Raw genomic sequence first — 12,648 nt, 5'->3', positions numbered from 1 at the left:
CGTGCGATCGCTCGAGTTGGTGGCGGGTCGGGGTGGGTCTGCACGGTCGACTCGTTCGATCGCACGAGTTGGTGGCTGGTTGGGGTAGGTCTGCGCGGTCAACTCGTTCGATCGCACGAGTTGGTGGCGGGTTGGGGTCGGTCTGCGCGGTCAACTCGTTCGATCGCTCGAGTTGGCGGGATCGAGCCGAGCGGGAGCCTCCGAACCGCGCGATCGAATGGTTCGTCGCCGTAAGACGCGTCTTGTCGGTACCGAACCGCGCGATGGCGCAGTTCGGCCCAGGTCAGCCGCGCTCAGCAGCCCCGACCGGCTCACCGTCACGACGAGCCACGACCAACGCATCAGTGCCAGCCGGCACCAGCACCACCGCCAGCACCGCCCAGGTGACGGCGGCGGAAGTGAGGCCGGCACCGAGCAGGTGGAAGCCGACGAGCACCTCGGGGAGGTCGGTGAAGTACTGGACGAACCCGATCGTGCCCTGTCCGAGCTCGACAGCGAGGAGGAGGGCGACGGCCCGGCGCGCCGTGCCGGCGGCCATGAGCAGGCCGACCGTCAGGCCGACGAGCAGGAAGACGCCGTCGGCGTGGAGCTGGGTGACCTGGACGGGGTCGAGGCCGTTGCGCTCGGTCTCGGCGTCGCCGGCGTGGGGGCCGGCGCCGGTGACGACGGTGCCGAGGTAGAGGACGGCCCAGGCGGTGGCGAAGGTGAACCACGCAAGGAGCGGCACCCGCCCCCGGACCCAGTGGGACGGTGCGTCGGGCGGGTCGTCGAGGCGCCGCAGGAACAGCACCGCGACGCCGATCATCGCCATCGACAGCAGCAGGTGGAGGGCGACGAGCCAGGAGTTGAGGTCGGTGAGGACGGTGATGCCGCCCAGCACGGCCTGAGCGGGTACGCCGAGCGCGAGGACGAGCGCGTGGATCCGGAGCACCCGGCGTCCGGTCTGCCACGCGGCCACGAACGTCGCGACGGCCACGGCGACCAGGACGAAGGTGAGCATCCGGTTGCCGAACTCGATGGCCCCGTGGAGGCCGAGCTCGCCGTGGGCGCGGAAGGACTCGTCGGTGCAGCGCGGCCAGGTCGGGCAGCCGAGGCCGGAGCCGGTCAGCCGGACCGCGCCGCCGGTGACGACAATGCCGATGTTGGCGACCAGCGACGCCCAGCCGAGCTGGCGCACGTAGCGGGCCATCGGGGCGAGACTCACTCCCACGTGAAGGTCCTTGCGGTCAGGGTGGCGCCGACGGCGGTCCAGCCGGCGAGCACGAGCAGGTCGCGCCAGGCGATGTCGGCGGAGCCGAGGGCGGAGCGCATGGCCTCGCCGAGCGCGCCGGAGGGCAGCCAGGTGACGACGTCGCCGAACGAGCCGTAGGCCGACGCGGGCAGCACGACCGCACCGCCGGCCATGAGCAGCAGGTAGACGAGGTTGGCCGCGGCGAGGGTCGCCTCGGCGCGCAGCGCGCCGGCGACGAAGAGGCCGAGCGAGGCGAAGGCGGACGTGCCGAGGACGACCGTGAGCAACCCGCCCACGACCGACACCGACGGCTCCCAGCCGAGGGCCAGGGCGACGGCGCCGATGACGACCACCTGGAGCACCTCGACGGCGAGGAGCGCGAGCACCTTGCCGCACAGCAGCCCGGTGCGCGACAGCGGCGAGGTGCCGAGGCGCTTGATGACGCCGTAACGACGCTCGAAGCCGGTGGCGATCGCCAGCGCGGTGAACGACGTCGACATCACCGCCAGCGCGAGCACGCCGGGCGCGAACTCCGCCACGCCGTAGGACAGGTCGACCCGCTCGGCGCCACGGACGCCGCCGATCAGCACGATCACCGGGATCACGACGGCCAGCAGCAGCTGCTCGCCGTTGCGCAGCATCAGCCGCGTCTCCATCGACGCCTGGGTCAGCACCTGGCGCACCACCGGCGCGGCGCCCGGGGCGGGGGTGAAGGTGCTCATGGGGTCAGCTCCGTCTCCACCGCGGGCGCTGCGCTCGCGGTCAGCTCGAGGAAGACGTCCTCGAGGTTGCGCTGGCCGAGCGTCAGCGACTCGGGCAGCACGCCGTTGTCCTCGCACCAGCGCGAGACCTTGGCCAGCGTCGACGCGTCGGCCGGACCGGTCACCAGCAGGCTGACGGCGTCGAGCTGGGTGACCTCGGTGCCGGGGCCGAGGGAGACGGCGAGCGAGTCGGGGGAGCCGGGCGGGAAGGGCTCGGTCACGACCAGCCGGATCGTCGCCACGGAGCCGCCGCGGGTGAGCTCGAGCGGGCTTCCCGAGGCGACCAACGTGCCCTTGTCGAGGATGTGGACCCGGTCGGCCAGCCGCTCGGCCTCGTCCATGTAGTGCGTGGTCAGCACGACGGTGACCCCGTCGGTGCGCAGCTCCTCGAGCAGCTCCCACACGGTCCGCCGCACGGCGGGGTCGAGACCGGCGGTCGGCTCGTCGACGAACACCAGCTCGGGCCGCCCGACGATCGCCATCGCGAGACCGAGCCGCTGCTGCTGGCCGCCCGAGAGCCGTCGGTACGCCGTCCGCCCGCAGTCACCCAGGCCCAGCCGGTCGACGAGGAGGTCGACGTCGACCGGGTGGGCGTGCAGGCGCGAGACGTGGCGGAGCATCTCGACCGCGCGCACCCCGCCCCAGGCGCCGCCGCTCTGTAGCATCACGCCGATCCGGGGGAGCAGGGCACGCCGCTCCCGCACGGGGTCGAGGCCGAGCACGCGGACCGATCCCTGCTGGGGCTTGCGGTAGCCCTCGCAGGTCTCGAGCGTCGTGGTCTTGCCGGCGCCGTTGGGGCCGAGCACGGCGGTGATCGTGTGGGCCTCGACGGTCAGGCTCAGCCCGTCGACCGCCACCTTGTCGCCGTAGCGCATCACCAGGCCGTCGACGACGACGGCGGGAGGCTCGGACACAACCTGAGTCTAGGGTCGGGTGGGGCACCCCTTTGGCCCGGGCTCGGCCTCCCTACGATGAGGTCGTGACCGACTGGCTGACCGCGACGATCCTGGTGGTGGCCGGCCTGGCCGCGCTGCTCGTCGTCGTCCTGCTGGTCCGCGACGAGCCGGCCCAGGACCGCACGTTCGTCGTGCTCGGCGTCGTCGAGCTGGTGGTCCTCGTGCAGCTCGTCCACGGCGTCGTCGCGCTCTCGACGACCGACCGCGACGTCTCGGGGGTGCTGTTCGTGAGCTACCTCGTCGGCAACCTGCTGGCGCTGCCGATCGGGGTGTTCTGGTCGCTGGCCGAGCGCACCCGCTCCGGTACCGCCGTGCTGCTGGTCGCCGTCATCACCGTGATCGCCCTGCAGCTGCGGCTCGAGACGATCTGGGGCGGGGTCGCGTGACCGAGCTGTCCTCCGGTCCCGGCCGGGTCCTCGTGTTCGTCTACGGCGTCTTCGCCGTCGCGGCCACCGGCCGCTCCCTGGTCCAGCTCGGCACCGACGCCGGCCGCGCGCCGTTCGCCTACACGCTCTCGCTCGTCGCCGCCGTCATCTACCTCGTGGCCACCACGTGCCTGCTCCTCGGCGGGCGCCGCGCGTGGGCCGTGGCGGTCGGCGCCTGCTCGATCGAGCTGGTCGGCGTCCTCGCCATCGGCACCCTGTCCTACGTCGACACCGCGCTGTTCCCCGACAAGACCGTCTGGTCCCACTTCGGCCAGGGCTACGGCTTCCTGCCGCTCGTCCTGCCGTTCCTCGGGCTCGCCTGGCTGCGCGCCACCCGCCCCGCCTGACGGGCCGGCGTCAGCGCGCGGCGTACCCGATCGGGACCGGGCCCGCGGCGCGGGCGACGCCGCCGATCTGGGCGGCGACGGGGGCGGGGTACGTCGTCCAGCGCGGCTCGAGGTCGTAGGCGGCGACGAGCCGGGTCATCGCCGTCGACATTGCAGCCAGGGAGAACGGCTGGGCGGGGCAGGTGTGGCGGCCGTGGCCGAACGCGGTGACGAGCTGCGGGGAGGCGAGGCCGTCGACGGGGCGCAGCCGGTTGCGGTCCCAGCGGTCGGGGTCCCAGTCCTGCAGCCCGGGAGCGGCCGAGGTGTTGAGCAGGGGGAGCAGGGTCGCGATGGTCCAGCCGGGCGGCACGTCGTAGGTCGAGACGCCGTCGGAGAACGAGACCGGCGCCAGCACCGTGCGCGCCATGATCGAGCGCTGGGCGAGGCGGGTCGACTCGAGGGCGCAGCGGCCGGTGAAGTCGGCGTCGCCGGAGCGGACCCGGTCGACCGCGTCGGGGTGCGCGGCCAGGTCGACCAGGGCCCAGCCGAGGGCGGCGTGCAGGTTGGACATCGACGCGACGTGGAGCAGGGCGACGTCGAGGCCGATCCCGCGCCGGCGGGCGTCCTCGTCGGGCTCGTCGGCCCAGGCGGCACGGACCCGCCCGAACAGCCCGTCGTCGGGTGGCAGCGGGCCGACGACGGCCACGACCTCCTCGAGGGCGGCGGTCTCCGCGGCCTTGCCGGAGGCCGCCACAGCCGCCATCGCGTCGGGGTGGACGAAGGCGTCGGACCCGTCGAGCACGTCGAAGGCGGCGACCAGGCGCTCGAACGCCGCGCCGCTGGCCGCCGCCGCGCCGGCCCACGACGCCAGACCGAGCCGGTGTCCCAGCCGCCGGGTGAGGTCGAAGACGTCGACCTCGCCCGAGGCGCCCAGCTCGGCCAGCGTCGCGTCGAGGGCCGACTCGAGGGTGGCCAGGTAGACCGCGACGTCGCCGCGGCGGAACAGCGTGCCGGGGAGGGTCCGTCGGCCGTCGAACAGCTCGTCGGGCAGCTTGCGGCGCAGCATCAGGTAGTCGGCGACGCCCTTGCTGGCGACGTCCTCCGGGAGCGCGTAGAACGCCTCGACACCCGCTGCCGTGAAGGTGAAGAGGTAGCGGTCGCGGCCGTGGCAGGTTGCGAAGGTGTCCCCGTGCTCCCGTCGTGCCTCACCGATCGCGGCCACCGCGTCGTCGACCGCCGCGTGCCAGGGCAGGCCCTGCGTGGCGAGGGGCGGGGCTGGCACGATGGGCGCGGGCACGGACGCATTCAACCCCTCGGCGACGTTGTTAGGTGAACCTTGCTTGAAGGACGCCTCGCAATATAGGCACACTGGCGTTGTGGAATTCACCGGGACGGACGAGTCGACGCGTCAGCGCGTCGCCCGATCCATCCTCGTCAACGGCGCCTCCACCGCCGCGGCCCTCGCCGTCCGGCTCGACCTGACGCCCGCCGCCGTACGTCGCCACCTCGACCAGCTGGTCGAGGAGGGTCACGTCGTGGCCCGTGACCAGCGGTCCGCAGGCGCCCGGGGCCGGGGTCGCCCGGCCAAGGAGTTCGCGCTCACCGAGAGCGGCCGTGACGGCTTCGACCAGCAGTACGACGACCTCGCGGTCGACGCGTTGCGCTTCGTCAGCGAGACCGGCGGCGACGCTGCCGTCCGGGAATTCGCCAAGCGTCGTGCGGCTTTCGTCGAGGAACGGTTCGGCGAGGTCACGGCGGCCCACCCCGACCTGGGGCCTGCTCAGGTCCTGGCCAAGGTGTTCTCCGACCAGGGCTACGCCGCGTCGGTCCGCGAGTCGCCGGTGGGGGAGCAGCTGTGCCAGCAGCACTGCCCGGTCTCCCACGTCGCCCACGAGTTCCCCCAGCTGTGCGAGGAGGAGACGGCTGCCATCAGCCGGGTCCTCGGTCGTCACGTCCAACGCCTGGCCACCATCGCCCACGGTGACGGTGTCTGCACCACCTGCATCCCCGACCTGCCACACCAGTCGACAACGAAGGAGAAGGTCACCACATGACCTCCATCGAAGACCTCAACCCCGAGCTCAAGGGCATCGGTCGCTACGAGTTCGGCTGGTCCGACACCGACGTGGCGGGGGCCAACGCCACGCGCGGCCTCAGCGAGGACGTCGTCCGCAACATCTCTGGCCTCAAGTCCGAGCCGCAGTGGATGCTCGACCAGCGCCTCAAGGGCCTCAAGCTCTTCGGCCGCAAGCCCATGCCGACCTGGGGCTCCGACCTCGGCGGCATCGACTTCGACAACATCAAGTACTTCGTGCGCTCGTCGGAGAAGCAGGCCGCGACCTGGGACGACCTCCCCGAGGACATCAAGAACACCTACGACAAGCTCGGCATCCCCGAGGCCGAGAAGCAGCGCCTCGTCTCCGGCGTGGCCGCGCAGTACGAGTCCGAGGTCGTCTACCACTCGATCCGCGAGGACCTCGAGGAGCAGGGCGTCCTCTTCCTCGACACCGACACCGCGCTCAAGGAGCAGCCCGAGCTGTTCCAGGAGTACTTCGGCACCGTCATCCCCGTCGGCGACAACAAGTTCTCCGCGCTCAACACCGCGGTGTGGTCGGGCGGCTCCTTCATCTACGTGCCCAAGGGCGTCCACGTCGACATCCCGCTGCAGGCCTACTTCCGCATCAACACGGAGAACATGGGCCAGTTCGAGCGCACGCTGATCATCGTCGACGAGGACGCCTACGTGCACTACGTCGAGGGCTGCACCGCGCCGATCTACTCCTCCGACTCGCTGCACTCCGCGGTCGTCGAGATCATCGTCAAGAAGGGCGGCCGCTGCCGCTACACGACCATCCAGAACTGGTCCAACAACGTCTACAACCTCGTGACCAAGCGGGCGACGTGCGAGGCCGGCGCGACGATGGAGTGGGTCGACGGCAACATCGGCTCCAAGGTGACGATGAAGTACCCCGCCATCTACCTCATGGGCGAGCACGCCAAGGGCGAGACGCTCTCGATCGCGTTCGCCGGCGAGGGCCAGCACCAGGACGCCGGCGCCAAGATGGTCCACGCCGCGCCCAACACCTCGTCCTCGATCCTGTCGAAGTCGGTGGCCCGCGGCGGTGGCCGCACCTCCTACCGCGGCCTCATCCAGATCAACGAGGGCGCCCACGGCTCCAAGTCCAACGTGCTCTGCGACGCGCTGCTCGTCGACCAGATCAGCCGCAGCGACACCTACCCCTACGTCGACATCCGCGAGGACGACGTGTCGATGGGTCACGAGGCGTCGGTGTCCAAGGTCAGCGACGACCAGCTCTTCTACCTCATGTCGCGCGGCATGGAGCAGGACGAGGCGATGGCGATGATCGTGCGTGGCTTCGTCGAGCCGATCGCCAAGGAGCTCCCGATGGAGTACGCCCTCGAGCTCAACCGGCTCATCGAGCTCCAGATGGAGGGAGCTGTCGGCTGACCCGCCGACGCCCTTCCCGCACAGCACCGACCGTAGAGAGACCACCTGTGACCACCACCCTGACCGACGCTGCCCGCGAGAACCTCGAGGCGGGCCTCGAGGTGAAGCACCAGATCACCTCCCACCTCAACCCGCCGCCGTCCTACGACGTCGCCGACCACCCCCTGCCCGTCGGGCGGGAGGAGATCTGGCGGTTCACGCCCATCAAACGGCTGCGAGGCCTCCTCGACGGTGAGGCGTCCGACGCCGAGCTGACCTGGGACACCACGCTGCCCGACGGGGTCTCGCTGACCCGGATCAGCACCGACGAGGCGCGCGAGCTCGGCGAGCTCGCCCCCAACGACCGGCCCTCCGCCCTGGCGGTCGCGCTGGCCGGCGGGGCGCGGCTGCTCGACGTACCGGCCGAGACCGAGCTCGACGAGCCCGTCGTGCTGCGGCTGACCGGCCAGGGGGCCGACGACCTCGTGTGGGGCCACGTCGTGCTCCGCGTGGGGGCCTTCTCGAAGGCGACGATCGTGCTCGTCCACACCGGCAGCGCGCGCTACGCGGCGACCACCTCGGTGCTCGTCGGTGACGGCGCGCAGGTCAACGTGGTCTCCCTGCAGGACTGGGACGACGACGCCGTCCACCTCGGCCGCGACGCGATCCTCGTGGGTCGCGACGCCACCGTGCGGCACACGTCGGTGTCCTTCGGCGGCGACGTCGTGCGGATGCACGCCAACGTCGAGTACGCCGCCCCCGGCGGCGAGGCCGAGCTCCTCGGCCTCTACTTCGCCGACGCCGGCCAGCACCTCGAGCACCGGCTCTTCGCCGACCACAACCAGCCGCGCACCAAGAGCAACGTGGTCTACAAGGGTGCGCTGCAGGGCCAGGGCGCCCACACGGTCTGGATCGGCAACGTCCTCATCCGCAAGGTCGCCGAGGGCATCGAGACCTACGAGGAGAACCGCAACCTGGTGCTCACCGACGGCTGCCAGGCCGACTCGGTGCCCAACCTCGAGATCGAGACCGGCGAGATCGAGGGAGCCGGGCACGCCTCGGCCACCGCACGCTTCGACGACGAGCAGCTGTTCTACCTCCGCTCGCGCGGCGTCTCCGAGAAGGAGGCCCGCCGACTCGTGCTGCACGGCTTCTTCCAGGACCTGATCCGCAAGGTCGGCGTCCCGGAGATCGAGGAGCGGCTCACCACCACCGTGGAGGCGGAGCTCGCCAAGAACGTCCTCAAGGACCTCGTGTGACGTTCCTGCTCGCCTGCGCACCCACCGACGTACCCACCGACGAGGCGCTCGGCGTCACGCTCGGTGACGTCGACGTCGCCATCGCCCGTCACACGACGGAGCAGGGCGACGAGTTCTATGCGCTGCAGGACCTCTGCAGCCACGCGTCCGTCTCGCTGAGCGAGGGCGAGGTCGAGGACTGCACCGTCGAGTGCTGGCTGCACGGCTCCCGCTTCGACCTCCGCACGGGCAAGCCGACCGGCCTGCCCGCCACTGAACCCGTCGCGACCTTCGCTGTCGAGGTCCGCGACGACGGTGTCTATGTCGACACCGCCACCACCCTGAACGGAGTACTGCCCCAATGAGCACCCTCGAGATCAAGGACCTGCACGTCTCGGTCAAGACCGACGACGGCCCCAAGGAGATCCTCAAGGGCGTGACGCTGACCATCAAGGACGGCGAGACGCACGCGATCATGGGCCCCAACGGCTCCGGCAAGTCGACCCTCGCCTACTCGGTCGCGGGTCACCCCAAGTACGACATCACCGGCGGTTCGGTGACCCTCGACGGGGCCGACGTCCTCGCGATGACCGTCGACGAGCGGGCGCGTGCGGGGCTGTTCCTCGCGATGCAGTACCCCGTCGAGGTCCCCGGCGTCTCGGTGTCCAACTTCCTGCGCACGGCCAAGACCGCGCTCGACGGCGAGGCCCCCAAGCTCCGCACCTGGGTCAAGGACGTCAACGCCGCCCTCCAGCAGCTCAACCTCGACCCGACCTTCGGGCAGCGCTCGGTCAACGAGGGCTTCTCCGGCGGCGAGAAGAAGCGCCACGAGGTCGCCCAGCTGGAGCTCCTCAACCCCAAGGTCGCGATCCTCGACGAGACCGACTCCGGCCTCGACATCGACGCGCTCAAGATCGTCTCCGAGGGCGTCAACCGGTTCCGCGCGCAGGAGGGCAAGGGCGTCCTGCTCATCACCCACTACACGCGCATCCTGCGCTACATCGAGCCCGACTTCGTCCACGTCTTCGTCGACGGCAAGATCGCCGACCAGGGTGGCCCCGAGCTCGCCGAGGCCCTCGAGGCCGAGGGCTACGACAAGTACCTCACCAAGACCGCGGCGGTCTGACATGACGACGCTGTCGAGCACCGGGCACCCCGCCCTGGCGGGGCTGCTCCCCGAGCTGGAGGTCGTCCGCAAGGACTTCCCCATCCTCGAGCGCACCCTCGCCAACGGGCAGGCCCTGGTCTACCTCGACAGCGCCAACACCTCGCAGAAGCCGCAGGTCGTCATCGACGCGATGGTCGACCACCTCGAGCACCACAACGCCAACATCGCCCGCGCCATGCACCAGCTGGGCGCGGAGTCGACCGAGGCCTTCGAGGGCGCCCGCGACAAGGTCGCCGCGTTCCTGGGTGCACCGAGCCGCGACGAGGTGATCTTCACCAAGAACGCCACCGAGGCGCTCAACCTGGTCGCCAGCACGCTGGCCTGGAAGGGCCCGCGGCAGGTCGGCGAGGGCGACGAGATCGTCATCACCGAGATGGAGCACCACTCCAACATCGTGCCGTGGCAGCTGCTCACCGAGCGCACCGGCGCGACCCTGCGCTGGTTCGGGCTCACCGAGGGCGGCCAGCTCGACCTGTCCGACGTCGACACCCTGATCACCGAGCGGACCAAGGTCGTCTCCTTCACCTGGGTCTCCAACATGCTCGGCACGATCAACCCGGTCGCCGCGATCACCCGCCGTGCCCACGAGGTCGGCGCGATCGTCGTCGTCGACGCCTCGCAGGCCGCACCCCAGCTGCCGATCGACCTGGCGGCGATGGCGCCCGAGGAGCGTCCCGACGTCGTGGTCTTCACCGGCCACAAGGTCGTCGGGCCCACCGGCATCGGCGTCCTGTGGGGCCGCGCCGGCCTCCTCGCCGAGCTGCCGCCGTTCCTCGGCGGCGGCGAGATGATCGAGACCGTGCGCATGGAGCGCTCGACCTACGCCCCGATCCCGCACAAGTTCGAGGCCGGCACCCCGCCCATCGTCGAGGCCGTCGGCCTCGGCGCGGCGGTCGACTACCTCCGCCACCTGGGACTCGACGCCGTCCGCGACCACGAGCACGCGATCACCGCCTACGCCCTAGACGGCCTGGCCACCGTGCCCGGCCTGCGGGTCCTGGGGCCGCTCGACGCCACCGAGCGCGGGGGAGCGATCTCGTTCGAGGTCGACGGGGTCCACCCGCACGACATCGCGCAGGTGCTCGACTCGCGCGGCGTCGCCGTACGAGCCGGCCACCACTGCGCCAAGCCGGCTCACGCCCGCTTCGGCGTCCAGAGCACGACGCGGATGTCGTCCTACCTCTACACGACGCCGGCCGAGATCGACGCCCTCGTCGAGGCGCTGGAATACACCCGCTCCTACTTCAAGTTGGATTGAGCGATGTCCGAACTCGATGCGCTCTACCAGGAGATCATCCTGGACCACTACAAGAACCCCCACCACGCAGGTCTCCGTGACCCGTTCGAGGCGGAGGTGCACCACGTCAACCCGACCTGCGGCGACGAGGTGACGCTCCGCGTCCACGTCGCCGACGGCCACGTCGAGGACGTGTCCTACGACGCCGTCGGCTGCTCGATCTCGCAGGCGTCGGCCTCGGTGATGGCCGACCTCGTGATCGGCAAGCCGGTCGACGAGGCCATGGCGATCCACGAGAACTTCCTGACCCTCATGCAGGGCAAGGGCCAGGTCGAGCCCGACGAGGACGTCCTCGAGGACGGCATCGCCTTCGCCGGCGTCGCCAAGTTCCCGGCGCGCGTCAAGTGCGCACTACTGTCGTGGATAGCCTGGAAAGACGCCACCGCCCAATCACTGGAGGCCCAGTCATGACCGAGTCCAGCATCGACCACACCATCGACCACACCGTCGACCACAGCGACCTGCCCGACGTCCCCGAGGCGTCCGGCTCGGCCGACCTCGGCGGCGGGGGCACCGCCACCGTCACCAAGGACGACGTCACCGAGGCGATGAAGGACGTCGTCGACCCCGAGCTCGGCATCAACGTCGTCGACCTCGGCCTGGTCTACGACCTCCACCTCGACGCCTCGTCCAACCTGGTCATCGACATGACGCTCACCTCGGCGGCCTGCCCGCTGACCGACGTCATCCAGGACCAGACCAACGCCGCCCTCGAGGGCCTCGTCAACGACGTGGCCATCAATTGGGTCTGGATGCCGCCGTGGGGCCCGGACAAGATCACCGAGGACGGCCGCGAGCAGCTGCGCGCCCTCGGGTTCAACGTCTGAGGTGTGACCGTCGGAGCGCAGCGACGACGGTCACGACCCGAAGAGATCGAGGGAGCCCCGCGGGCGCGCTTGCGGGCCCGCGACGGGCGGCTCGAGATCTTGGTGTGCCGAGACGCCTGAGCGTCGGGGCGGATCGCGCTACCGTCGGCCGATGACCGAGGTCCGCGCCTTCGAGCCCGACGACCTGCCCGCCCTGTGGGCGCTGGCGCACCTGCCCGACGCCGGCATCACCGAGGACCCCAGCGTCCCCGTGCCGCTCCCGCCGCGACGGGTGCCGCCCAGCGGGCCGGCCGACCTCGTCGACCCGGGTGCCACGGTGCTCGCGGCCGGCGGCGACCTCTTGGTCGCGGTCGACGAGGGCCACCTGGTCGGCGGCGGCGGGCTGCGGCCGGTGCACGAGCGGCCACGGCTCGGCCGGGTCATCCGGATCCGGGTGCACCCCGCCCTGCGACGGCGCGGCGTGGGGCGCCTGCTGATGGGCGCGTTGGAGGACTCCGCCCGGCGCCGTGGCCTCACCGACCTGCTGCTCGACGTCGGCGACCACCAGCCCGAGGCGCTGGCGTTCTACCGCGCGCTCGGCTGGTCGGAGACCTGGCGCGAGTCCGGGCCCGAGTGGCACTGGCAGACCGTCTGGCACCACCGCTCGCTCGAGCGCGACCACCTCGCCGTCGAGGTCCGCCCCTGCGCGAGCGACGCCGACGCCGACGCCGCCGAGCGCGGGCTCCCCACCCGGGGCGGCGGCACCCACCACCGGCGGTGGGCCCGGCAGCAGGCCGGCGGGGCGACGTACCTCCTCGCCTGGGACGGACCCGACGTCGTCGGCCAGGTCCTGCTGCTGGACAGCTCCGGGCACGCCGACGTGGTCGAGGCGATCGGCTCGCACCCCGAGGCGCGGGGTCTCGAGGTGGCCGAGCGCGCCCACCGCCGCGGGGTCGGCACGGCGCTGATGGGCGCCGCGGCCGGTGTCGCCC

15 protein-coding genes are annotated in these 12,648 nt (G+C 71.4%); 11 read left to right on the top strand and 4 right to left on the bottom strand.

Going from position 1 to position 12,648, the window contains the following annotated elements; translation table 11 throughout:
- Window positions 1–283: 283 nt before the first annotated feature.
- Genes Q7T52_RS19880 through Q7T52_RS19870 form a run of 3 tightly spaced genes read right to left on the bottom strand, consistent with a single transcriptional unit; the run spans window position 284 to window position 2,906 of the window.
- The gene (locus Q7T52_RS19880; RefSeq protein WP_304805288.1) at window positions 284–1,210 is read right to left on the bottom strand and encodes a heme A synthase; all 927 of its coding nucleotides are present in this window, start codon (window positions 1,208–1,210) and stop codon (window positions 284–286) included.
- Window positions 1,201–1,953 (bottom strand): ABC transporter permease, encoded by a 753-nt coding sequence (locus Q7T52_RS19875; protein ID WP_304805287.1) that lies wholly within the window; start codon window positions 1,951–1,953, stop codon window positions 1,201–1,203. The genes Q7T52_RS19880 and Q7T52_RS19875 overlap by 10 nt, the downstream gene beginning before the upstream one ends.
- Window positions 1,950–2,906, bottom strand: a complete 957-nt coding sequence (locus Q7T52_RS19870) for an ABC transporter ATP-binding protein (protein ID WP_370692351.1) — start codon at window positions 2,904–2,906, stop codon at window positions 1,950–1,952. The genes Q7T52_RS19875 and Q7T52_RS19870 overlap by 4 nt, the downstream gene beginning before the upstream one ends.
- A 65-nt stretch (window positions 2,907–2,971) precedes the next feature.
- Between Q7T52_RS19870 and Q7T52_RS19865 the strand changes: the two genes are divergently transcribed.
- Window positions 2,972–3,334, top strand: coding sequence for a hypothetical protein (locus Q7T52_RS19865; protein ID WP_304805286.1), 363 nt, complete (start codon window positions 2,972–2,974; stop codon window positions 3,332–3,334).
- Complete coding sequence (locus Q7T52_RS19860) at window positions 3,331–3,720, top strand: hypothetical protein (protein ID WP_304805285.1); 390 nt, start codon at window positions 3,331–3,333, stop codon at window positions 3,718–3,720. The genes Q7T52_RS19865 and Q7T52_RS19860 overlap by 4 nt, the downstream gene beginning before the upstream one ends.
- 10 nt (window positions 3,721–3,730) lie before the next feature.
- On the opposite strand, the gene Q7T52_RS19855 is transcribed toward Q7T52_RS19860, so the two are convergent.
- Window positions 3,731–4,996 (bottom strand): hypothetical protein, encoded by a 1,266-nt coding sequence (locus Q7T52_RS19855; protein WP_304805284.1) that lies wholly within the window; start codon window positions 4,994–4,996, stop codon window positions 3,731–3,733.
- A gap of 79 nt (window positions 4,997–5,075) precedes the next feature.
- On the opposite strand from Q7T52_RS19855, the gene Q7T52_RS19850 reads away from it, so the two are divergent.
- The 9 genes from Q7T52_RS19850 to Q7T52_RS19810 all read left to right on the top strand — a co-directional run.
- Complete coding sequence (locus Q7T52_RS19850; RefSeq protein WP_304805283.1) at window positions 5,076–5,753, top strand: metalloregulator ArsR/SmtB family transcription factor; 678 nt, start codon at window positions 5,076–5,078, stop codon at window positions 5,751–5,753.
- Window positions 5,750–7,168, top strand: coding sequence for a Fe-S cluster assembly protein SufB (gene sufB, locus Q7T52_RS19845; RefSeq protein WP_304805282.1), 1,419 nt, complete (start codon window positions 5,750–5,752; stop codon window positions 7,166–7,168). Before Q7T52_RS19850 ends, sufB begins: the two co-directional genes overlap by 4 nt.
- 47 nt (window positions 7,169–7,215) lie before the next feature.
- Window positions 7,216–8,406 (top strand): Fe-S cluster assembly protein SufD, encoded by a 1,191-nt coding sequence (gene sufD / locus Q7T52_RS19840; protein WP_304805281.1) that lies wholly within the window; start codon window positions 7,216–7,218, stop codon window positions 8,404–8,406.
- Complete coding sequence (locus Q7T52_RS19835) at window positions 8,403–8,750, top strand: non-heme iron oxygenase ferredoxin subunit (RefSeq protein WP_304805280.1); 348 nt, start codon at window positions 8,403–8,405, stop codon at window positions 8,748–8,750. The genes sufD and Q7T52_RS19835 overlap by 4 nt, the downstream gene beginning before the upstream one ends.
- Window positions 8,747–9,511 carry a Fe-S cluster assembly ATPase SufC gene (gene sufC, locus Q7T52_RS19830; RefSeq protein WP_304805279.1) on the top strand — a complete coding sequence of 255 codons (765 nt, stop codon included), beginning with the start codon at window positions 8,747–8,749 and terminating at the stop codon, window positions 9,509–9,511. Before Q7T52_RS19835 ends, sufC begins: the two co-directional genes overlap by 4 nt.
- A 1-nt stretch (window position 9,512) precedes the next feature.
- Window positions 9,513–10,811, top strand: a complete 1,299-nt coding sequence (locus tag Q7T52_RS19825) for a cysteine desulfurase (RefSeq protein ID WP_304805278.1) — start codon at window positions 9,513–9,515, stop codon at window positions 10,809–10,811.
- 3 nt (window positions 10,812–10,814) lie between these two features.
- Entirely contained in the window at window positions 10,815–11,261 is a 447-nt protein-coding gene (gene sufU, locus Q7T52_RS19820) for a Fe-S cluster assembly sulfur transfer protein SufU (RefSeq protein WP_304805277.1), read from the top strand.
- A complete protein-coding gene (locus tag Q7T52_RS19815; protein ID WP_304805276.1) occupies window positions 11,258–11,677 on the top strand; it encodes a metal-sulfur cluster assembly factor in 420 nt (139 codons plus the stop codon). The genes sufU and Q7T52_RS19815 overlap by 4 nt, the downstream gene beginning before the upstream one ends.
- Window positions 11,678–11,828: 151 nt before the next feature.
- Window positions 11,829–12,648 (top strand): GNAT family N-acetyltransferase (locus Q7T52_RS19810; RefSeq protein WP_304805275.1); only part of this gene is annotated, 820 nt, incomplete at its 3' end.

This window comes from Nocardioides sp. (assembly GCF_030655615.1).
Classification (GTDB): domain Bacteria; phylum Actinomycetota; class Actinomycetes; order Propionibacteriales; family Nocardioidaceae; genus Nocardioides.
Note: the sequence above shows the minus strand (reverse complement) of the source record. Positions and strands in the feature narration are given on the sequence as shown.